This window comes from Burkholderia aenigmatica (genome assembly GCF_902499175.1).
GTDB lineage: Bacteria > Pseudomonadota > Gammaproteobacteria > Burkholderiales > Burkholderiaceae > Burkholderia > Burkholderia aenigmatica.
Genome location: NZ_CABVQC010000003.1, coordinates 137909 through 160505, shown reverse-complemented (window position 1 = coordinate 160505; position 22597 = coordinate 137909). Strand labels below are relative to the sequence as shown.

The 22597-nt window shown below is 66.0% G+C and carries 18 protein-coding genes; 2 read left to right on the top strand and 16 right to left on the bottom strand.

From position 1 onward, the window contains the following. Positions 1–4 precede the first annotated feature (4 nt). From BDO18943_RS03640 to BDO18943_RS03610, 7 genes are all read right to left on the bottom strand, one after another. Positions 5–4312, bottom strand: a complete 4308-nt coding sequence (locus BDO18943_RS03640; RefSeq protein ID WP_235995783.1) for an RHS repeat-associated core domain-containing protein — start codon at positions 4310–4312, stop codon at positions 5–7. Further along, positions 4309–4767 (bottom strand): DcrB-related protein, encoded by a 459-nt coding sequence (locus BDO18943_RS03635; RefSeq protein ID WP_175021262.1) that lies wholly within the window; start codon positions 4765–4767, stop codon positions 4309–4311. The genes BDO18943_RS03640 and BDO18943_RS03635 overlap by 4 nt, the downstream gene beginning before the upstream one ends. Positions 4768–4784: 17 nt before the next feature. Next, the gene (locus tag BDO18943_RS03630) at positions 4785–6923 is read right to left on the bottom strand and encodes a type VI secretion system Vgr family protein (RefSeq protein ID WP_175021261.1); all 2139 of its coding nucleotides are present in this window, start codon (positions 6921–6923) and stop codon (positions 4785–4787) included. A gap of 406 nt (positions 6924–7329) precedes the next feature. Continuing rightward, positions 7330–7839, bottom strand: a complete 510-nt coding sequence (locus BDO18943_RS03625; protein ID WP_175021260.1) for an OmpA family protein — start codon at positions 7837–7839, stop codon at positions 7330–7332. 85 nt (positions 7840–7924) lie between these two features. Then, on the bottom strand, positions 7925–9193 hold the full coding sequence (locus tag BDO18943_RS03620) for a diguanylate cyclase domain-containing protein (protein WP_175021259.1): 1269 nt from the start codon (positions 9191–9193) through the stop codon (positions 7925–7927). Next, positions 9190–9888: a YfiR family protein gene (locus BDO18943_RS03615; RefSeq protein ID WP_175021258.1), complete on the bottom strand. Its 699-nt coding sequence runs from the start codon at positions 9886–9888 to the stop codon at positions 9190–9192. The genes BDO18943_RS03620 and BDO18943_RS03615 overlap by 4 nt, the downstream gene beginning before the upstream one ends. A 345-nt stretch (positions 9889–10233) precedes the next feature. Then, positions 10234–10959: an SMI1/KNR4 family protein gene (locus BDO18943_RS03610; RefSeq protein ID WP_175021257.1), complete on the bottom strand. Its 726-nt coding sequence runs from the start codon at positions 10957–10959 to the stop codon at positions 10234–10236. A 162-nt stretch (positions 10960–11121) separates the two neighbouring features. On the opposite strand from BDO18943_RS03610, the gene BDO18943_RS03605 reads away from it, so the two are divergent. Next, complete coding sequence (locus BDO18943_RS03605) at positions 11122–12363, top strand: NAD(P)/FAD-dependent oxidoreductase (RefSeq protein ID WP_175021256.1); 1242 nt, start codon at positions 11122–11124, stop codon at positions 12361–12363. A 23-nt stretch (positions 12364–12386) separates the two neighbouring features. Here the strand turns inward: BDO18943_RS03605 and BDO18943_RS03600 are convergent, their stop codons facing one another. The 9 genes from BDO18943_RS03600 to BDO18943_RS03560 all read right to left on the bottom strand — a co-directional run bounded on the left by BDO18943_RS03600 (position 12387) and on the right by BDO18943_RS03560 (position 21592). Continuing rightward, positions 12387–13154 carry a FadR/GntR family transcriptional regulator gene (locus tag BDO18943_RS03600; RefSeq protein ID WP_175021255.1) on the bottom strand — a complete coding sequence of 256 codons (768 nt, stop codon included), beginning with the start codon at positions 13152–13154 and terminating at the stop codon, positions 12387–12389. Between the two features lie 68 nt (positions 13155–13222). Then, positions 13223–14113, bottom strand: coding sequence for an L-fucono-1,5-lactonase (locus tag BDO18943_RS03595; RefSeq protein ID WP_175021254.1), 891 nt, complete (start codon positions 14111–14113; stop codon positions 13223–13225). Between the two features lie 57 nt (positions 14114–14170). Beyond that, positions 14171–15112, bottom strand: coding sequence for an ABC transporter substrate-binding protein (locus BDO18943_RS03590; RefSeq protein ID WP_175021253.1), 942 nt, complete (start codon positions 15110–15112; stop codon positions 14171–14173). Positions 15113–15200: 88 nt separating this feature from the next. Beyond that, positions 15201–16238 carry an ABC transporter permease gene (locus BDO18943_RS03585; RefSeq protein WP_175021252.1) on the bottom strand — a complete coding sequence of 346 codons (1038 nt, stop codon included), beginning with the start codon at positions 16236–16238 and terminating at the stop codon, positions 15201–15203. A 16-nt stretch (positions 16239–16254) separates the two neighbouring features. After that, a complete protein-coding gene (locus tag BDO18943_RS03580; protein WP_175021251.1) occupies positions 16255–17793 on the bottom strand; it encodes a sugar ABC transporter ATP-binding protein in 1539 nt (512 codons plus the stop codon). A 12-nt stretch (positions 17794–17805) separates the two neighbouring features. Continuing rightward, positions 17806–18582: an SDR family oxidoreductase gene (locus tag BDO18943_RS03575; protein WP_175021250.1), complete on the bottom strand. Its 777-nt coding sequence runs from the start codon at positions 18580–18582 to the stop codon at positions 17806–17808. A gap of 60 nt (positions 18583–18642) precedes the next feature. Continuing rightward, complete coding sequence (locus BDO18943_RS03570; protein WP_175021249.1) at positions 18643–19920, bottom strand: L-fuconate dehydratase; 1278 nt, start codon at positions 19918–19920, stop codon at positions 18643–18645. Positions 19921–19943: 23 nt separating this feature from the next. Continuing rightward, positions 19944–20786, bottom strand: coding sequence for an ureidoglycolate lyase (locus tag BDO18943_RS03565; RefSeq protein WP_175021248.1), 843 nt, complete (start codon positions 20784–20786; stop codon positions 19944–19946). A 41-nt stretch (positions 20787–20827) separates the two neighbouring features. Then, on the bottom strand, positions 20828–21592 hold the full coding sequence (locus BDO18943_RS03560; protein ID WP_175021247.1) for an SDR family oxidoreductase: 765 nt from the start codon (positions 21590–21592) through the stop codon (positions 20828–20830). Positions 21593–22256: 664 nt separating this feature from the next. Between BDO18943_RS03560 and BDO18943_RS03555 the strand changes: the two genes are divergently transcribed. Beyond that, positions 22257–22547 (top strand): DUF3331 domain-containing protein, encoded by a 291-nt coding sequence (locus BDO18943_RS03555; protein WP_043180367.1) that lies wholly within the window; start codon positions 22257–22259, stop codon positions 22545–22547. The last annotated feature ends 50 nt before the right edge of the window (positions 22548–22597 follow it).

Below are 22597 nucleotides of genomic sequence, written 5' to 3'. Positions count from 1 at the left end.
TGCTTCATTCGAGTAGATGCCCCCATCCGTTATCTTGCAACCAGTTTCTCCCCCATGCCACCGCATCGCTATACAAGGCACGGTTCGGATCAATACTGTTATCAATATTCGCAAACTCGCCACGCTTTGCGTCAATTATCGCCTGCTCAACCGATCTCGCCTGATTTCTCGGAAGCTGCCCCGTTTCCTCGGTAAGTAAATCCAGGCGATAGTTAAGGCTTTTAGCATATCGTGTAGCTGGATCTTGCGCTATTCCAACATAATTTGGATCTTTACCTCCAGCGCTTCTCAGGTACACGTCAGCTTTGCCACGGCTACGTGCCACCCAGTCGTCAAATGATTCCGGCGTGGACTTGGCTGAGCATGGTGACAATCCAAACGGATCAATCCACGAGATCGGATTGAGCGCATATTGGTATAGGTTAGCTCCGCCCATCAACCCGATTGGATCCGGATTGATGAACCGCCCAATGTCCGGATCGTAGAACCGGAACGTGTTGTAGTGCAACCCAGTCTCGCGGTCCAGGTACTGCCCCTGGAAGCGCAGGTTCTGTGGTCGTAGTGCGCGTATCGACGTCGACGCGGCCGTCGACACCTCCCCCCAGGTGGCGATCGACCGCTGCGGTACCCGCGCAATCCACTCCTCCTGCACCGCATTGCCCCAAACCTTGTACCGAGCCTGCCAAATCAACTCGCCTTCAGCGTCAGTCATTTCCTCCGGCAGCCCAGAAACATCGTTGTGGAAGTAGTAGACCGCATCCCGTACATCAGCATCGTTAGCCGCCGCCTTGCCCTGATCGATCCGAGCAAGCGGAACATAACTATTGGACTCGTACAAATACGTCAGCGCTTCCTCACCCTGGCGGTCGTGATACGTCTCCTGTACGAGCCGCATGCCATCCCACAGGAAATCCGTGCTCGCGTAACTACCATTGAGCTTCCGAATCCGCCGACCAAACGCGTCGTACTCGAAATGCGTTGTCGCGATGCCAAGACGATCCTTCGTCACGACGGTCTTCAACTGGTTCCAATCGTCGTACTCAAGAACCAGCTCTTTAGCAGGCCCGTGCCCACTCAGCTTGCGAACCAGTCGCCCATACGCGTCGTACTCGAAGCGCTTGTCCTCGAACATCTTGAGCCGGTTGCACTCGACGTAACCACCCGGGTGATCGCTCGACACCAGGTTGGCCGCGGCATCCCAGCGAAACACTTCCGACGGCAATCCCGGCCCTACCGCCTGTTCAATGCGCCCCGTCGGGTCATACCGATAGCTCGTCGTGCCATAGCGCTGGTCGCGCTTCTGGATCACGTCACCCGCTGCATCGTATTGCCACTGCTTTGCCAGCAACTCGTCCGCCGCCCTGCCTCGCTGCGCAGCGTGCCGCGCACGACGCCCGACCGCGTCGTACCCGAAATGGCTGGTCAGCTTGCCTTGCGTCCGCAGAACTTCCCGATGCAGATCATCGCGTTCGATGTCCGCAATGGCTGCACCGTCAACGCGGATCTGGTGCACGTGTCCCGAACCGTAATGCAGCCAGTCGATCGTGCGCTCGCCTGAGATCGTGGTGCTGACGCGGTTACCAAGCTCATCGTAGGTATGTGCAAGCCAGCCAGTCGGTGTGTATTCCTCGAGCACCTCACCGCGCGCCCCGTATTTCAGGTTGACCCGATTCTTCAGCGACGGGCCGCGAGCGGCCAGCGTGTACAACTCGGCAGATGCGATGCGGCTCGCCTTGTCGTACAGGTACTCACAACGCTCATGCTTGGCTTGCTTCGCCGTCAGTCGCCCGATCGCGTCGCGCTCGTATCGCGTCTCGGTCTGTCCTTCTCGGACGAGCGTGCCTTGCCCGCACACGTCGTATTCGTATGTGCGCTTGTTGCCATCGAGACCGATCTGCACGGCCACCAAGTCCCGGCAGTCATACTGAAACCGATAAGTCTCGCGATTCTCATTGGTCAAACTCGCCAACCGGAACGCATCGTCATAGCCGAACCGCACGACACGATCCGCCGCATCCGTCCGTGCCAGCAACAACCCACGCGGATTAAGCTCATACCGCGTGCTGCGCCGATTCGCGTCAACAACTTCAACGAGACGCCCAGCCACGTCATACCGGAACATCTGCCGCGCACCGTCAGCCGTCCCGATCCCCGTGACCCGCCCCATCGCATCCGTTTCGTACACGGTCGACTGCCCGGCCGCATCGGTCACCCGCGCGAGCGCACCACGTGCGTCATACCCAAACCGCGTGACCTTCCCGGAACAATCCGTATACGCGGTCAACTGCGCCCGGCCATTCCACTCCAGAAACTTGTACCCCCCACGCGCATCGCGAATCGTATGCACGAGCCCACGCTCATCCCGGTAATACTCGGTCGCGAATCCCGCCGGATCACGCGTCATCGTCAGGTTGCCGCGATCGTCGTACCGGTAGATCCACCGCGCATTCGCCGGATCGGTTTCAGCGACAGGCAGATCGTAGTGTCCGTTCCACTCCGTGCGCTCAACCTGGCCAAGCGCATCGATACGCTGCGTCTGCCGCCCGCGCTCGTCGTATTCGAAGCGCGTCGTATTCCCCGCCGGATCGGTCGTACTGACCAACTGCCGCATCGCGTTCCACTCGAGCCGCCATACGTGGCCTTCCGCATCCGTATGGCTCGTCGGCTGCTGATCCTCGTTCCACGTCCACTGCGTCACGCGACCGATCTGGTCGGTAATCGTCACCGAACGCTGCGCGAGGTCCGCGTTGAACGTGTACGCTTCGCCGTCGTTGGTCCAGTGGCGCACGACACGCGCGTTGCGACCAACGCCCTGCCACTCATAAGAACACTGCAGGCCGCCACGCAGCGTGTGCTGAACCATCAGCCCGTGCGCGTATGCAAAGCGTCGCCCGGTGTTACCACTGCGATCGGTCACGGCCACCAGTTCGCCAGCGCTGTTGTACGCGTAACGCACCAGCGTGTCGGGTTGCTCGCCGTCCACACCACGCGTCAGCGCGATCGTCGCAATGCGTCGGGGATGCGATTCATCGTAGGCCAGCGTCAGCACACGACCAGCGCTGTCATGCAGCCGGGCCGGCCGCACAACGTCATCGGCGGTTTCCTGTTCCACCTCGATCCAGTTGCCGTTGCGATCCTCGAGACGCCACAGCTTCAGCGCCTCACTATCCGCATCGCTCCGCGCACGGCCGAAATCGCGATACACCCCGTCGACCGTCTCGACCACATAGTGGCCGCCGGCAGTACAGATCAGGTAAATGCCTTCAGGCACGCTGAAATGACTCTCGCCCGGCGGCACAGCCGGAAACACGATGTCGCGCCCCTGCTCGTCCCAGTACGTGATCGACACAACCTCGCCGTGTTCACGCGCAAGCCGCAGTTCAACGCTGATCGGCACGCTCCACCCCGTTCCGAACAGGCTGTCCGCACGATCATCGTGGCTGCTGTAGAAACGCCGCCACACGATCGGCAGCGGCCCGGGCAACGCGAAGTCGGTATCGTCCGTGCCATCGAGAACCTTGCCGCCGGTAATGACGTTGACCGGATGACCTGCTGACGGCCTGGCGAGACTGCCCAGCCACGTCCCGAAAGCACTCGCCGCGAAATTCATCGCGATACACGGCGCCTTGCTCTTCAGGAACTGCCCCCAGCTCATCTTCCCGCGGCCGCAAACCGCGAGCGCGATACCGAGAGCGGCTCCGAGCCATCCGAGCCGGGTAGCCGACTTCACATCCCGCACCCGTTGCGTTCCGCCGCCGATGAAAACGTTGTCGGAACCTTCGGCAATCGTCCCGTCGCAAGTCGTCTTGTCCCCGACCCGCGCGGCCGGTTGGTCGTTGATATAAACGCTGCCCGACCCGTCGGCAATCATCTGCGGCCCGGGATGATCGGTACACGCGACGGTATCGAGATCGCCCGGCTTCGCCGCGCGCGCCGCCGGCTCGTTGTTGACGTAGACGTTCCCCGACCCGCTCGCGATCTTGCCTTTGACCACGGGCGGCACCATCGAATTGGCGATCGCCTTCGCGCCGTCGTCGATGGCTTCGTTCATGCCGCTCGCTTCCATCAGCGCGCCCGAGCCGACCGCCACCCCCACGCCGATCGCGATCACGAGCGGCGTTGCCAGCCCCATCGTGCCGATCTCGAGCGCGGCGAGGCCCGCGAACACCAGCCCCTCCATCGCCTCCGCCACCAGCATGCCGACGACCGCACCGCCGACCACCGACCCGACCGTGCCGACCAGCTCACCCAGGAGCGACGTGTGCTGGATCGGATCCTTGAAGCGAGCGGCCGCGAAGTTCTCCGCGCTCACGACGCGTCACCCGGCCCGAGCAGGGACGGCCGGGCCGCGCGCGGCTGGAAACTGGCGAGCATGCGTTCGGCGATCGCCTGCTGTTCTTCGTTCAGCGGTGCCGCGCTGGTCAACGTCATCACCAGCACGCGGCCGGCGTCATCCGACGGAAACATGGTCTGCATCTGATGCCAGAGCCGGCCGTCCCGCTCGTGCGTGGAGTCGATCTGGACGCCCGCACGCCCGCCGACCGTCACCGGCCGGCGCGCCGTCTCGGTCAGCATCCTGGCGTCGCGCGACGCCACGTCCCATTCGCGCGCGACGAACGCGTCGAGATTCTCGCCGTCGCGCAACCGCCCGCGAGCGATCACGAGATTGAGGCCGCCGGGGCCGGCGTTCATCACCAGGATGTTGACCGTGCGATCAAGCGCCGCGTCCGGCAGTTCGAAGGTGCCTTCGTGGATTGCGTAGTGCATGGCTGGTTTCGTTCGTATTATTTGTTGAGGTCGATGCGCGTGCCGTTGACCATCACGCCGTCGTCGGTCATCAGGATCACCGAGCCCTTGTGCTCGAGACGAATGCCTTCCGGCGCGAGCGAGATCGAGCTGTCCATCACCTTCAGCAAGATGCCGCGTTCGGCCATGTGCACCTGCGTGCCGCCGCCGCCATCCTTGGCCGGCGTCATCACCTCCACCGTGGTCGCGGTCGTACTGCGCTTCTCGGCGATCGTCTCGGTCAGGTTGCCCTGCGGAATCTGCTTTTCTTCACTGCCCGTCGCGACCAGCACGGTACGCATCGGCCCCAGCACCTTGTGCGTCTCGTTGTTCTCGACCACGGTGTTCATGTCCTTCTGCGCGTGCATGAAGAATTCCTGCATGCCGTTCGTGTCGGTCATGCGGATTTCGTTCGCCCCCTGCCCCTTGTGCGTCTGGCTCTTGATCCCCATCGTCTGGCCGGCCGCGCCGTGATACGGGTTGCCCTGCTCGCCGTTGAACACGCGGCCGACGATCACGGGGTTGTCGGGATCGCCCTGGTTGAACGCCACCAGCACTTCCTGCTTGATCCGCGGAATCGCGGCCGCGCCCCAGCCGTCGCCCGCCCACGGTTGCGACACGCGCACCCACATCGAATCGGAGCCGTCCTTCTTGCCGCGCCGGTCCCACGGGAAATGCACCTTCACCGCGCTGCCATTGGTATAGATTTCCTCGCCTTTCGGGCCGACGACGAATGCCGATTGCGTGCCGTGAATCACCGGTTTCGGCGTGCCGCGCGGTGCGCGATACGGCACCTTCTTCGGCAACAATGCGAAGCTGTTGCGATACGGCAGCTTGGCGCCGTGCTGCGTGTAGTCGTTCACAGCCTCGTGACGCACGTGCAGGATCACGTATTCCTGGTTGTTCTCAAGCACCGGGTGATTCGCCACGGTAACGGCACCCGCCGTGGTCATCCGCCACGCGTACCCGCCGCCGGTATAGCGATGGGCCTGCGCCTCCTCGGCCTCCATCGCAAAGCGGGCGTAGCGGTTGCCGTCGTCGCCGTGGTCGTACAGCGACTGATGCTCGAACCGCTCGGTCGCGTCGAGCCGCGCATGCTTGAGGTTCTGCGGTCCGGCCTCCACCAGCATCAGCGGCGACGACGGATTCTGGTGGTTGAAGTCGCGGAACGTGACCTTGCCGACGCCAAAGCGCCGGCCTTCGTGCAGCTGGTCGATGCCGCTGTCCTCACTGGCCTCGGTGGCCGCGAACGGCACGGTCGCGAGCCCGTCGATCGGGCGGAACAGCAGATTCGAATCGCCGATCACGAGAATGTGCCTATCCTTCTCGTAGCGGTGCGTCCAGACCAGCCCCTCCTGCTCCATCAGCCGCGCGCAGAAGTTGAAGTAGCTCTCCTGGTACATCACGACATACTCGAGCGGCTTCTCGCTCGTCCGGATATCGAACACAAAGTCGGAGAAGCCGTGCTCCTGGAAGATCTCGGTGAGGATGTCCTGCGCGGTCTTGTTCTGGAAGATCCGGCAGTCGGTCGAGCGCGTCAGGAACCAGAACCACGGCACCGCCGTCAGGTGGTACTGCGTGACGTTGCCCGGATTGCCGGCCCGGTCGAACGACGCGACGTAGCCGTCGAAGTAACGGTCGTTGTCGGCGGCGCCCGACGCGACAACGCGCTCCAGCGTCGACAGACGTGCCTGCTGGTCGAACCGGATCTTGACCTGCTGGCCGATCAGATCCTCGGGGCGCAGGTCGTGGCGGTGCGACAGCAGGTCGAGGTGGATTTCCGGCAAGCGGTTCACGTGCTCGTCGACGACGGCGGCGCTGACCAGGAGAACATCCGGGCCGAGCGGCGTGTCGAGCGTCACGTAGCGGTTGAGCTGGGTCAGGCGCGCAGGATTGGCGGCGCCGTTGATCGCCTCGGCGATCGCGCCGGGCGTCTTGTCCATCAGCGAGAAGCCGGTCTGCGCGAGCTGCATCGCGCGCTGGACGGTGTCGACGTGCCCGGCCAGGCCCGCGAGCGGCCCGAGGCTGCCGGCCACACTCGACGCAACCGGGCCGGCGAGGCCGCCAAGCGCGCTCAACGAGCCGAACGCACTGCCGCCCAATCCAGTGGGAATACCCCCGTTCGGAGCGAAACTCATGCTTGTTCCTTTCTTGTGTTCTCAGGTTCCGTAGACCGGCTGGCCGGCCCGAAGCCACGATAATGTAGGACAAAACCCGACCGCGTGAAAGCCGCGCGCAAACGTTTTCGTTCCGGCCCCCGATCATACAAAAACCGACCGGCGGCCGGTCGGCCACGTGCGGCTGCCCGCGCCGAAGCACCACGCCGGCACGCGCGGAACACGACACAATCTGCATGAAACGTGTGACAGATCCGCAAGGGGCGAGGCATCGCCCCGAGTCACGATGACATTGCGCGATCGCTCGGGAAGGAAACGGACACACGAAGGCGCGGCGGTGCGGCGACACTCAGTCGATCAACGCGTTCGATCGCGTGATTTCCGCCGCTGGCACCCGCCGGTCCCCCCGATCGGGGAAGCCGCCCCGTCACCGCGGCGACACCACGATCGCCGCTCGCCGATTCTGCGCCCGGCCTCCCGGCGTCTTGTTATCCCCGACCGGATCGCTCTTGCCCTTTCCGACGACCGCGATGCGCTTCGCATCCAGCCCGACGTCGATCAGTTCAAGGGAAACGACCTCCGCCCGCCGCCGGGACAACTCGAGGTCATACTCGTCCACCCCTTCCTGGTCCGAGTATCCATAGACCCGTACGCCGTTGATTCCGGCCGACCTGAGCGTACGGCCGATCCTTTCGACGATCCGCCGCACATCGGGCTTGAGGTTGTAGCGATCGAAATCGAACAGGATCGGCCCGGTCGAGCCGAACTCGAAACCCTGCTCGGTTTCCTGGAAGCCGGCCGACTTGAGCGCCGTGACCTGCGTCTGCGTCAACCCTCGATGAAGCGGCGGCGCCTTGCAACCTCCAAGCAGCATGCACACAAGCAGCGCGCTGCCGACGCACAAGCGCCCAATGCCCACCGGATACGTGTTGTTCATCATTGACCCCTTCGATTGCACCCGCATCGCGAGCGCTTTTTCAACCCACTGCCGCGGCCTCGCCCGCAGCGTGAAACGATGAACCTCAAGCCGCCCCCGCGACCCCTTCCGCCAGTTGCCACGAGCCTGGCCGGGCGCGCTTGGCGCGGTACATCGCGGCATCCGCCGCCCGCAGCAAGCCGCTCGCATCCGACGCGTGATCGGGATACAGCGCAACGCCGGCACTCATCATGGTGGCCACCACGCGGCCGTCGGACAGCTCGATCGACGGCGCCATGCCGGACAGGATCTCGTCCGCAATACGACACACGCTACCCGCTTCGCGCACGGCCGGCAGCATCACAGCGAATTCGTCGCCGCCCAGGCGGGCGACCAGGTCGGCTTCGCGCACCTGCGTGCGCAGCCGTGACGCGATGCCGATCAGCACCGCATCGCCGGCGTCGTGGCCGAGGCAGTCGTTGATTTCCTTGAAGCGGTCGCAGTCGAGATACAGGATCGCGACCCGCTGCCCCGTCACCCCGGCTTCGCCGAGGGCGATCGCGAGCCGCGATTCGAACTGCACGCGGTTGGGCAGCCCCGTGAGCGCATCGTGCGTCGCCTTGTGTTCGAGCGATGCGTTCTCGTCGCGCAGCGTGTTCTGCCAGTCTTCGAATTCGTCGAGCAGTGCATTGAAGTCGTCGCCGAGCTGGTTGAGCTCGGCAATCGCCACCGGCTCGACCCGCTGCGCGAACGCACGCTCGCGCCGCACCGCGTGGGCGACGCCGGCCAGCGCGCGCAACGGCGAAACGATGTTGCGCAGCAGGCGCTTCGAGCTGATATAGGCGCCGATCACGCTGACGGCCAGGCAACCGAGAATGCCGCCCACGCCGCCCAGCAGGAATCCGAAGAACTGATGGCCGCGGCCGCGCACGACGACGTGGCCGACGACGATGCCGTCATGCACCACCGGCGCCGTCACGGGCCCGGGCAGCGCAAGATCGGCGACGACACGCTCGAGCCGCGCGATCCCGCTGCCGGCGGGCAACTGCCACGTCGCGAACGGCTGGTCCTTGCTATCCGTGACCACGACCTGCGCGACGTCCTCGTCGCTGGCGATCAGCCCGATCGCCTCGGCCGCCGCGACGCGGTCGCCAAACACGAGCGCCGCCTCGACCGTATAGCCGAGCGAGCGGGCCAGCAGGTTCAGGTTGTTGCCGGCATACGCACGCAATGCGATCACGGCCACCACGATCAACGACACGGCAGCCATCGCGACGGCGACGAACGCGAGGCGCAGGTGCGCGCGGCGCAGCACGCTTTGCAGCGTCGGGCGCGGCACGCGCGACAGGGAAACGGGCGGAGCGTGCCGTGTCATGGTGCCCCCGGCCGCCGCGCGAGATTGAGCACGTTCGGGTGCACGCGCACCCCGCTGCGGGCGACGGCGTCGAGATTGATGTCGAACGACACGCGTTCGCCGTCGACGTTGAGACAGAACATGCCGCCCGCGGTGCAGGATGGATCGTGTTCCGAAATCGTCAGCACCGGATGGCCGGCCACCGCAGCTCTCACGCGCGCTCTCTCATCTGCGCTCAGGTTGCCGAGATAGACGACGTCGCAGGCGATACCGAGCGCGGGATCGTCGAAGCGCACACGCTGCACGTCGAGCAGCGTCGAGCCGGCCTGCAGCGTGTCGGTCAGGCCGCGTGCATAGTCGGGCCGGCCCGTGACGCACAGATGCAGGCGAACGGGTGTCGTCGGCCAGTGGGTGAAGCTGACGATGCCCAGCACGACCTGACGCACGGCCGTGTCGTGTGACGCGTCAGCGGGATCGGCGGGGCTCGCGGCGGCAACGATGCGCACCGTGTCGACCGGATCGTCGGTGCCGGCGGAAGCGCCGGCGAGCATGGCCTGTGCCGCCCCCAGAACGCAAACGATTGCGACCAGCGCGTGGCGCAGCGGAGCGGTTCGGCCGGGGTGGCCGGGCGCCGTTCGCGCGGCGATTGCCGCCGCGCCCGCTGGCGTCGCTGCAGTCGCGAGACTGGCAGCCGACGCGCACACTTTCGCATCCATGATGGCAACATCCGCTGGCGTCGCTCCGGCGCTGCCTCCCGCCTCCCTCCACGCGCGTGCAGGCACCGAATTACGCGCATGATGGCTTCATCTTAGGTAAAAATTCGCATGACCAACCAGTGGGAAACACCCGCGAGAAACGCTGGAAAGTATGCGGAATCGGCGCTGGGCGCGCGAACGTGTTTGCCGATGTCGATCCGGTGTCGACGGCGGGAAATTGATCAGCGGATTGGACGCGCGTGTACGCCAAACTTCATACGTTCTGTCGCGCGATGTCACTGCCGCCCCATCGCAGTGAAGGCGTCGGGGACGTTGTTCGGGATGACGTGAAGACGCGGTGAACAACTACCGTTCGTCAGCGTCCTCGACGAAGATCTCGAACCATGCGTTCATCACGGCCCAGAAGTCCACGTGCTCAAGCTCGGTCGGACGTTCGTGCCACGCTATCCATCCCATCGGGTTGCCATCATCGGCCCCTTCGCTCGAATCGATGCACAGCCAATCGCCGCTGCCGTTATGAAACACGGTCCGCACGAGATCCGGGGGCACGCCGAGCTTGCGCGTCTCGGCAGGTGTCAGGTCAAGCTTGTCCGTCAGCACAGCCTGGTCGGCGAGCGCCAGCGGTCCCATCGAATTCGCGGGAAAGAACGTCCAGCCGTCATGCACGTTTTGATGGAAAAACCGCAGCGCGTCGGGCAGTGCGGCCCAGAACGGCGCATCAACCGGCGCCCGCTCGCGCAACGGCGCACGACCGATGAAGAAATTCAGGTCGTCGTGCTCGATCGTGTACGGATAGAGCAGCACGACGTCGCCGCCGTCGTAGCGGAACACGGCCGGACGCGCGAGCTTGTCGCGAAAGAACTGCGCGACGGCCGGCAATCGTTCGACGATGCCGGCCCACATCTGCACGAGCGTATCCGCCAGCACGTCGTCCGGCGCGGCGAGCAGCGCGCGCCACACAGGCGGCACATCGACATCGGCCGGAATCTCGTGTGCCGCGAACCAGACGCTGCCGCTCGCCCGGAAGCGCTTCAACTCCGCCGCATAAACCGGTGCGGTCAACTCGATCATTGCGTGTCACCCTCGAATGCCGGAACCCGCGCATTCTACTGCCCGCGTCGTCGCATCGATCGCGAATCGTCGCGCCCAGGCCACCTGCCATGCACGTCTTCTTGGTGCCCCACGCCGCCGCGAGTATGCTTGCAGTTCGCTAACCGTCATTCACCACCACCGATGGATTTCGACGTCATCGTTCTCGGCGCAGGCATCATCGGCGTATCGGCCGCGCTGCACCTGCAGGATCGCGGACGCAAGGTCGCCCTGGTCGATCGCGGCGCGCCCGGCGAAGGCACGAGCTTCGGCAACGCAGGGCTGATCGAGCGCTCGTCGGTCGAACCGTATCCGTTCCCGCGCAGCCCGTTCACGCTGATGCGCTATGCGCTGAACCGCTCGACCGATCTCTACTGGCACAGCGCGTCGCTGCCCGCATTCGCGCCATGGCTGGCACGTTTCTGGTGGGAATCGGCGCCGCTGCGGCACGCGGCAGCGTCGCGCGACATGCTGCCGCTGATCGAGCGTTGCATCGTCGAGCACGACGCGCTGATCGCGCGGGCCGGCGCCGGCGAGCTCATCCGCGCGAACGGCTGGCTGGAAGCGTTCCGCACGCCGGTCGCATTCGAACGCGGCGTAGCCGACGCCGGACTCACCGCGCGCCGTCACGGGCTCGGCATCACGCCGCTCGATGCCGCCGCGCTGCTCGCGCACGAACCGAGCCTCGCGCCCGGCTTCTGCGGCGCGCTGCACTGGCTCGATCCGAAAAGCGTCGTCGACCCGTCCGCGCTCGTCAAAGCGTACGCCCACCTCTTCGTGCAAGGCGGCGGCACGCTGCTGACGGGTGACGCCGCGAGCCTCGATGCCCTGTCGCCGGGCTGGCAGGTCAGGACGCAGGACGGCATCGCCGCCGCGCCGGCCGTGGTCGTCGCGCTCGGCCCGTGGTCCGACACGGTGTTCGGCAAGTTCGGCTACAAGATCCCGCTGCGCGAGAAGCGCGGCTATCACATGCACTACGCGCCGTCCGCGCGCGGCGTGCCGTCGGCGCCGATCGTCGATCGCGAATACGGTTACGTGATCGCCCCGATGAAGCGCGGGCTGCGGCTGACGACCGGCGTCGAAATCGCGCGCCGCGGCGTACCGCCCACCGGCGTGCAGCTCGAACGCGCGGAACGCGTCGCGCGGCCGGTGTTCGGTTTCGGCGAGCGGCTCGACCCGCAACCGTGGCTCGGCTTCCGGCCGTGCACGCCCGACATGCGCCCGGTGATCGGCCCCGCGCCCGCGCATCGCGGGCTGTGGTTCGCGTTCGGGCACAACCATCACGGGCTGACGCTCGGCCCCGTCACGGGCCGCCTGCTGGCCGAGATGATGACGGGCGAAGCGCCATTCACCGATCCGGCGCCATATCGCGCCGATCGCTTCTGACCCGGCACCGCATCGACGCGCGCTCAGTCGAGCGCGCGGCCGAAGATGCGGATCACTTCGTCGAGATGTTCGGCCATCGCGCGGCGCGCGGCGTCCGGGTCGCGTGCGCGGATCGCATCGAGGATCGCGCGGTGTTCCTGTTCCGACCGGTGCGGCATGTCGTTCGGCATGTACAGCGACTGCAGCCGCTGGAACATCAGGTCGTACTTGTGCGCGAGCAACTGCTTGATCATCAGCGCATACGCGGCGTTGTCGCTCGCTTCCGCGATGCGGATATGAAACAGCCGGTCGCCCGGATGCGTGAGCGAGCCGCTGCGGTTGTCGTCCTGGTTGCGCAGGAACGCTTCGTGGATCCCTTCGATCTGCTCGTCCGAGCCATGCTTCGCGGCAAGCGACGCGGCTTCCGGCTCGATCAGCCGGCGCGCCTGCAACAGCGCGAACGGCGGGATTTCGGTATCGAGGTCGAGTGCGATGCCGAGTTCGGGATCGATCTCGATGATCGTGAAGGGCGTGGCCTTCGCCGCGAGGGCGGGCGTGGGCTCGGGTGCGGCGGCCGTTTCGGGATGGCGCACCTTCACGCCGTCGCCGACACGCACGCTCACGAGGCCGCTCACTTCGAGCGCGATCAGCGCCTCGCGCACCGACGTGCGCGATACGCCGAACTGTTCGGCCAGTTCGCGCTCGGGCGGCAGATAGCTGCCCGGCGGAAAATCGCCGGACTCGATCATCGCACTGAGCTTGTCGGCGATCTGCTGGTAGAGACGGCGGTTCTGAATCGGCTGGATGGACATACGTTGATGCAGGTGATCGGTTTCGTTCCGGACGGTCTGACGAATCGAACAGACCGTTCGCGCCTATTTTATATGCCGCGCTTCACCGCGCCCGGCACCGCGTAGCAACGCGCGGCGGTACCGCCCCACAGCGCGTGGCGCTCGGCCGCCGACAGCCGCGATTCGGCCCAGCGTTCGACGATCGACGCGACTTCGTCATACGACGCGGCCAGCAGGCACACGGGCCAGTCCGACCCGAACATCAGCCGCTGCGGGCCGAATGCGTCGAGCGCCGCGTCGAGACACTGCTCGATATGCCGGACGTCCTTCCCGCGCAGGCCGCGCCGCCAGTCGGCTTCGGTCACTAGCCCCGACACCTTGCACGCGACATGCGGCAGCGCGCCCAGCTCGCGCAACGCGGCGCGCCAGCGTGCGAGCGCGGTGTCGTCGCGCTCGAAGTCGGCGAGCGCGGGCTTGCCGACATGATCGAGCACGAGCCAGTGCGCGTCGTGCCGCGCGCAGAATGCTTGCACGTCCGGCAACTGCCGCTCGAACACGAGCACGTCGTACACGTAGCCCTGCGCCTGCAGCCATGCGACGCCGCGGTTGAAGCCCGGCTCCGCGACGAACGCACCGGCATCGGCTTCGTCCTGCACCTGGTGGCGGAAGCCACGCAGCTTCGGGCTGCGCCATTCAGCGATACGATCCGCGAGCTGCGGCGCGGCAAGATCCTCCCAGCCGACCACCGCCGCGATGCGCGCATCGTCGCGCGCGAGATCGAGCAGGAACGCCGTCTCGTCGCGCCCGGCGCGCGCCTGCACCGCGATCGACGCGCCGAGCGCCTGCGCATGCATCAGCGGCCATAGCGCGTCGGGCAGGTAGTCACGGGCGAGCACCCCCATCCCGGCGCCGATCCACGGGTAATCGGCGGCGCGATAACGCCAGAAGTGCTGATGCGAATCGATGCGCACTGCGCCCATGATGCCCTCGTGTCCGGTCGCGGCGGCGGCACGCGCCACCGCCGCTCGACGCAACGTTCAGTCGTACAACACCGCCGCGATCTTCGGATCGTCGATATTGGTCTTGTCGTACCAGTAGAAACCGGTATCGATGACCTTCGGCAGCTTCTCGCCCTTGATCGCCTTCACGGCCGATTCGACGGTCTTGTAGCCGATCCCGATCGGGTTCTGCGTGATCGCGCCGGCCATCAGCCCGCTGCGGATCGCGTCCTTCTGTTGCTTGCCGGAATCGTACCCGACGATCACGACCTTGCGCTTCATCTCGCGCACGCCATTGACCACGCCGATCGCCGAGCCTTCGTTGGTGCCGAACAACCCCTTGAGCTTCGGATACGCCTGCAGGATCGACTTCGTCACCTCGGTCGACTTCAGCTGGTCGCCTTCACCGTACTGCACGGTCACGACCTGCACCTTCGGATGCGCCGCTTTCATCCGTTCGAGAAAGCCGTCGCGGCGGTCGATGCCGGTGCGGCTCGTCTGGTCGTGCGCGACCACGGCCACCTCGCCTTCGTCGCCAATCAGCGCGGCGAGCTTGTCGGCGGCCAGCGACGCGGCGGCCTTGTTGTTGGTCGCGGCCGTCGTCACCGGGATGTCGCTGTCGACGCCCGAGTCGAACGCGATCACCGGGATCTTCTCGCCCTGCGCCTTCTTCAGGAGCGGCAGCGCGGCCTTGCTGTCGAGCGCCGCGAAGCCGAGCGCGGCCGGCTTCTTCGCGATCGCGGCCGACAGCATGTCGATCTGCTTGTCGACCATTGCCTCGGTCTCGGGGCCTTCGAACGTCACCTTCACCTTGTAGTCCTTCGCGGCCTGCATCGCGCCCGCCTTCACGGCCTGCCAGAACTGATGCTGGAAGCCCTTCGAGATCAGCGGGATGTAGGTTTCCTGCGCGTGCGCGCCGGCCGTGACGCCGACGGCGAACGTCAGCCCGACGATCGCGTTCAACACCTTGCTCCTGATCACTTCGCGTCTCCTTTTTTCGTATCGACTGGAACGACTGGGACGCCGGCCGGAACCGGCGATGAAGCACATGCCTGCGTGAATGCGTGCGTCAGCGGCGGCGCCGGCGCAGGATGTCGACGTAGACGGCCAGGATGATGATCACGCCCGTCACGACCGTCTGCCACTCCTGCGCGACCGACATGATGCGCAGGCCGTTCGTCAGCACGCTCATGATGAACGCGCCGATGATCGTGCCGACGATGCTGCCCGCGCCGCCCGACAACGACGTGCCGCCGATCACGACGGCCGCGATCGCATCGAGCTCGTAGCCCTGCCCGAGCGCGGGCTGCGCGGAATTCAGCCGCGACGCGATCAGCAGCCCGGCGATCCCGCACACCGCGCCGCTGAACGTATAGACCGCGATCTTCCATGCGTCGACGTTGACGCCCGACAGCCGCAGCGCTTCCTCGTTGCTGCCGAGCGCGAACGTGTAGCGGCCGAAGATCGTCCGGTTCAGCACGATCGACGCGCCGATCGCGACGAGGAACAGGATCAGCACCGCGTTCGGAATCGGCAGCGCGGGGATCAGGTTGCCGATCAATGAATCCTGCGCGATCGACGTGAAGCCCGGCGTGTCGTTGAAGTAGATCGGCCGCGTGCCCGAAATCACGAGCGACAGCCCCTTGAGCAGCATCATCATGCCGAGCGTCGCGATGAACGGCGGCACCTTCATCTTCGCGATCACGAAGCCCGACACGCAGCCCGACAGCGCGCCGAAGCCCAGCGCGGCCAGGATCCCGAGCGGCAGCGGCATGCCCCAGTTCGTCAGCACGACGCCGGCCATCACCGCACAAAACGTCATCAGCGTGCCGACCGACAGGTCGATGCCCGACGTGATGATCACATAGGTACAGGCGACGGCCAGCACACCGTTGACGGCGGTGGCCTGCAGGATCGCGACGAGGTTGTCGACTTCGAGAAAGTTCGGCGACGCGATGCTGAAGAACACGATCAGCAGCACGAGGCTCGCGAACGCGAGCAGCTTCTGCCGCGCGGCCGGGTTGAAGAAGCGGGCGCGGAAGCCGGATGCGCCGGCCGGCGTGTCGCCGGACGCGAGAGGCGGAACGGGATGCGTATCGTTGGACATGATCGTAGGGGCTGAATCAGGACAATACGGTCGACTCGCGCTGCGTCGCGAGCTGCATGATCTTTTCCTGCGTGGCGTCGGCCGCGCGCAATTCGCCGGTCACACGCCCTTCGCACATCACGAGAATCCGGTGGCTCATGCGCAGCACCTCGGGCAATTCCGACGAGATCATCACGATCGCCTTGCCGTCGGCGGCGAGCGCGTCGAGCAGCTTGTAGATCTCGCTTTTCGCGCCGACGTCGATGCCGCGCGTCGGCTCGTCGAAGAACAGGATGTCGCAGTCGCGCAGCAGCCACTTCGCGATCACGATCTTCTGCTGGTTGCCGCCCGACAGCAGGCGCGCCGGCTGCGCGACCGACGGCGTGCGGATCGCGAGCTGCCGCACGTACGACTGCGCGGTGTCGCGCAGCGCACGCGCATCGAGAAACACGCCGCGGCGCACGAAGCGGCGCAGGCTCGACAGCGCGATGTTGTTCTGCACGTCCATCCCGACCGCGAGCCCGAAGTGCTTGCGATCTTCCGACAGGTAGCCGATGCCGTGCTTCACCGCATCGGCCGGCGTGCGGATCGTCACGGTCTTGCCGTGCACGCGGATCTCGCCCGCGTCGACCGGATCCGCGCCGAACACCGCGCGCGCGACCTCGGTGCGGCCTGCGCCCATCAGCCCCGCGAAGCCGAGAATCTCGCCGCGCCGCAGCGTGAAGCCGACGTCGCGAATCGCGCGGCCGCGCGACAGCCCGCGCACTTCGAGCGCGACGTCGTTCGCGGACGTATCGGGCGGCGTGCGGGATTCGGTGGCGAGCTGGCGGCCGACCATCATCGCGATGATCCCGTCCATCGACGTGTCCGCCATCGGCACGGTCGCGACGATCTTGCCGTCGCGCATCACGGTCACACGATCGGCGATCTGGCGCAGCTCGTCCATCTTGTGCGAGATATAGACGATGCCGACACCGTGCGTGCGCAGGTCGCCGATGATGCGGAACAGCTCGGCGATCTCCGCGTTGTTGAGCGCGGCAGTCGGCTCGTCCATGATCAGCACGCGCGAGTCGAACGACAGCGCCTTCGCGATCTCGACCATCTGCTGCTTCGCCACCGTGAGCCGGCCGACCGGCGTGCGCGGGTCGAGATCGAGCCGCATCCGCGCGAAGATCGCGGCCGCGTCGCGGTTGAGTGCCGCTTCGTCGACGAACACGCCGAAGCGGCCGCGCGGCTCGCGGCCGATGAAGATGTTCTGCGCGACGCTCAGGTGGTTCATCAGGTTCAGTTCCTGATGGATGATGCCGATCCCGAGCGCCTGCGCGGCGCGCGGATCGGCGATCTCCACCGCGCGGCCGTCCATCCGGATCTCGCCTTCGTCGCGTGGGTAGACGCCCGCGAGGATCTTCATCAGCGTGGACTTGCCGGCGCCGTTCTCGCCCATCAGCGCATGCACTTCGCCGGCACGCAGGTCGAAACGGCAATCGTCGAGCGCCTGCACGCCCGGGAAGCGCTTGCCGATGCCGGTCAGCGCAATCAGCGGCGGCACGGTGTTCGGGTTCAGGTCGGGTTGCATGGATCGCCGCCCTTAGCCGATCGCACGGTCGAGATGCGTATAGCCGCCGTCGACGAACAACCATTGGCCCGTCGTGTGCGATGCGCGGTCCGACAGCAGGAATACGGCCGTATCGGCAATTTCCTCGGCCGTCGTGAAGCGCTTGCCGAGCGGCACCTTGCCGGCGATGGCGGCAAGCTTCGCGTCGGGATCGTCGAAGCCGGCGAGCCAGTTCCGGTACAGCGGCGTCATCACCTCGGCCGGGATCACCGCGTTCACGCGCACGCCGTCGTCGCGCAGTGCGACGGCCCATTCGCGCGTCAATGCAAGCTGCGCGCCCTTCGATGCGCAATAGCCGCTCGTGTTGCCCTGCCCGGTCACGGCCGTCTTCGACGAGAGGTTGACGATCGCGCCGCGCGCCGCCTTCAGGTGCGGCACGCAGTAGTGCGCCATCACGTAGTAGTGGATCAGGTTGCGTTCGAGCGACGCGACGAACGCATCGCGCCCGGCATCGAGTCCGATGCTGTCGTTGACGCCCGCGTTGTTGACCAGGCCGTCGAGGCGGCCGAAACGCGCGATCGTTTCCGCAACCGCGTCGCGGCACCGCGCATCGTCCTGCAATTCGACGGACACGCACGTGGCCTGCGGCTGCTTCTGCACGAGTGCGCGCCAGAACGCATCGTCGGGCGCGTGGCGCGCGAACACCACCGGGATCGCACCTTCTTCGGCCAGCCGCATCGAGATCGCGGCGCCGATGCCCGACGCGCCGCCGGTCACGATCACGACCTTGTGTTGCAGATTCAAATCCACTTCGCGTCTCCGTCGTTCATGTTGTCGGCACGCATGACGCGCGTCGCGCGCGGCCGTGCTTCAGCCGCGGAACCGGTATTGCTCCAGCGATTCGGGCTTCATCTCGATCGAGAAACCGGGCGCCGTCGGCGGCATGTACGCCGCACCGCGCACCACGCACGGCTCGACGAAATGCTCGTGCAGGTGATCGACGTACTCGGTCACGCGCCCTTCCTTCGTGCCGGAAATGCACACGTAGTCGATCATCGACAGATGCTGCACGTACTCGCACAGCCCGACGCCGCCCGCATGCGGGCACACGGGCAGCCCGTACTTCGCGGCCATCAGCATCACCGCGAGAATCTCGTTCACGCCGCCGAGCCGGCACGCATCGATCTGCACGACGTCGATCGCGCCGCGCGCGATGAACTGCTTGAACAGCACGCGGTTCTGGCACATCTCGCCGGTCGCGACCTGCACCGGCGCGATCGCCTCGCGGATCTTGCGATGCCCTTCGACGTCGTCGGGGCTCGTCGGCTCCTCGATGAACCACGGCCGAGCGAACGCCAGCTCGCGCACCCAGTCGATCGCCTCGTCCACTTCCCACACCTGGTTCGCATCGATCATCAGCTTGCGGTCCGGGCCGATCACCTCGCGCGCGATCGTCACGCGGCGGATGTCGTCTTCCAGGTTCGCGCCGACTTTCAGCTTCACGTACTCGAACCCCGCTTCGACGGCTTCGCGGCACAGCCGCCGCAGCTTGTCGTCGCTGTAGCCGAGCCAGCCGGCCGACGTCGTGTAGCACGGGTAGCCGTCGCGCTCGAGCAGCGCGATCCGTTCGGCCTTGCCCGGCGCCTGCCGGCGCAGCAGGTCGAGCGCTTCGTCCGGCGTCAGGCAGTCGGTCAGGTAGCGGAAGTCGATCGCGCGCACCAGCTCCTCGGGGCGCATCTCGGCCACGAGCCGCCACAGCGGCTTGCGTTCGGCCTTCGCCCATAGATCCCATACCGCATTGACGACGGCGCCCGTCGCCAGATGGATCGCACCCTTGTCGGGGCCGATCCAGCGCAACTGGCTGTCCGACGTGACGTGGCGCCAGAAACGGCCCATGTCCGCACGGATCCAGTCGAGGTCGAGGCCGACGACGAGGTGACGCATCGCGTCGATCGCCGCGCAGCAGATCTCGTTGCCGCGCCCGATGGTGAACGTGAGCCCGTGACCTTCGAGCCCGTCGCGGTCGGTTTCGAGCACGACGTAGGCCGCCGAATAATCGGGGTCCGGATTCATCGCATCGGAGCCGTCGAGCTGGCGTGAGGTCGGGAAGCGCACGTCGAGGACGCGCATCGATCGAATGATAGGCATGACGAATCGTCCGCGAAAGGAAATCAGGCCTGTACGGTGCGCTGGCGTTGCTCGCCGAGCCCGTCGATGCCGAGCGTGATCACCTGCCCGGCGCGCAGATAGACGGGCGGTTTCTGCCCGAGACCGACACCCGGCGGCGTGCCGGTCGAGATCACGTCGCCCGGCTGCAGGCTCATGAAGCGGCTCAGGTAGCTGATCAGGTGCGGCACGCGGAACACCATCGTCGCGGTCGTGCCGTTCTGGTAGCGATGGCCGTCGACGTCGAGCCACAGCCGCAGCCCATGCGGATCGGGCACTTCGTCGGCCGTCACGAGCCACGGGCCGAGCGGCCCGAACGTGTCGTTGCCCTTGCCCTTGTCCCACGTGCCGCCGCGTTCGAGCTGGAATTCGCGCTCCGACACGTCGTTCACGACGCAGTAGCCGGCGACGTGCGACAGCGCGTCGGCTTCCGCGATGTAGCGGCCGCCCTGGCCGATCACCACGCCGAGCTCGACTTCCCAGTCGGTCTTCTCCGAGCCGCGCGGGATCTCGACGTCGTCGTTCGGCCCCGAGATCGCACTCGTCCATTTGCCGAACACGACCGGCTCCTTCGGTACTTCCATCCCCGATTCGGCCGCGTGGTCGGAATAGTTGAGCCCGATGCAGATGAACTTGCCAACGCGGCCGACGCACGCGCCGAGCCGCGGCGTGCCTTCGACCAGCGGCAATGACGACGGTGGAATGCCACGCAGCCGCGCGAGCGAGGCCGGTAACAGCGCGTCGCCGGCGATGTCATCGATCACGCCGGACAGGTCGCGGATCCGGCCCTGCGCATCGAGCAGGCCCGGCTTTTCATGGTGTTTGTCGCCAAATCTCAGCAGTTTCATGTCGTCTTGAGCGGAAACGGAAAGTGAAGGGGAAGGCGCGGTCAGTTTGACCAGCCGCCATCGATCAGGTGGATCGCGCCGGTCGTGAACGACGCTTCGTCGGATGCGAGGTACAGCGCGAGCGCGGCCACTTCTTCCGCGCAGCCGATGCGGCCGATCGGCTGGCGCGCAACGAACGCCTGGCGCACCTCGTCGGTCGACAGGTGGCGCGTGCGCGCCTGGTCCGCGATCCGCTGCTCCAGCGACGGCGACTCGATCGTGCCCGGGCAGATCGCATTGCAGCGGATGCCCCGCTCGACGAAATCGGCGGCGACCGCCTTGGTCAGCCCGATCACGGCCGCCTTGGTGGTGCCGTAGACGAAGCGGTTCGGCACGCCCTTCACGCTCGATGCGGCCGACGCCATGTTGACGATCGACGCGCCGCCGGCTGCGAGCATCGCGGGCAGCAGCGCGCGGATCAGCCGGTACATCGACGTGACGTTCAGGTTCAGCGAGAACGCCCATGCATCGTCGTCGCAGTCGAGGATCGAGCCGTGATGCACGAAGCCCGCGCAGTTGAACAGCACGTCGAACGCGCGCTCGTTCGAGGCGAGCGCGGCGACGTCCTGCGCATCGGTCACATCGAGCCGCCGCGTGGTCAGCCGGCCGCCCGCGCGTTCGGCGTCGGCCTCGAGCCGCACGAGCGCGGCTTCGTTGATGTCGGTCGCCAGCACGTCGGCGCCCTCGCTCGCGAACCGCAGCGCGGTCGCGCGGCCGATGCCCTGCCCGGCCGCCGTCACCAGCGCGCGTTTGCCCTGCAATCTCATGAGCAACTCTCCCGAAAATGCCGGCCACCCGTCGGCCGATTGGCACAAAGGACTAAAGGTCCAACCAATCATAGGAAGTGATCCCGTGTTTGTCACGAAATCGGGATTCAGTATTTACCCGGGCGGGGAAATCGGGCGGTTGCGCAAAGATTCGGCGTTCGACGGTCCCCGGGAGCGCGCCCGGGGATCCGCACAACGCCAATACCGGCGGGTTTCCTGGCCGGTTGACAGCACACGTCCGGCGCCGCAGCGCGCCAAACTGACAAAAAAGTCATGTTCGCGTCAGGGTCTCAACGGGATGCGCGCGCCATCATGGCGTACCGGACTGCGCTTCCGGTCCATCGCCACCCCGCCCGCGTTCGATCCCTGCGGGCACCTCCGTCCCCCGGCGATGGGCTCCGTGACTGGGCGAGCAGACACGGCGCGCAGGCCGATTTTCCGCCCCGGACTTCGTGTCCGGGGCGTTTTTGTCTGTGGTTTCCCAAGAAAATAAGCGTGGATTGTTTCTAAATCGGCAAAAGGTAATTTGAGCCAGACAGGATGTTTTTTCCGGTCACAGACGCTTACATTTAGCGCACCACTCATGGAAACCGCTACGGATTCGCCATCGGGTAGTGACATCCACTGCCACGGCCGAACCGCACGAGCTTTAGGAAACGGCAAAATGAAGGCCTCCAAATCCCTGCCTGCGCTCGATCCCGCCGACGTCCACGTCGAAATCCTCGAACGTTCCGATACGCTGCTCGTCGTCCGCTGGGTCGAGCCCGGCCGCTGTCACTACGGTGAACAGCGCTGGCGCCGCCGCTTCGCGCAACGCACCGGCACCTGCGCGCTGTCGCGTCAGGTGATCCAGCGCGGCGACGAAGTCTTCCGCCCGGCCGAGCGCCCGGCACCCGCGAATGCGGCCGCGATGATCTCCGCCGCCGAAGTGCTCGCACTGGCCGGCGGCAGGTAAATCCTGCCGGCCGCGTGTCACGGCACGCGGCACCATACGATGCGCGAGCG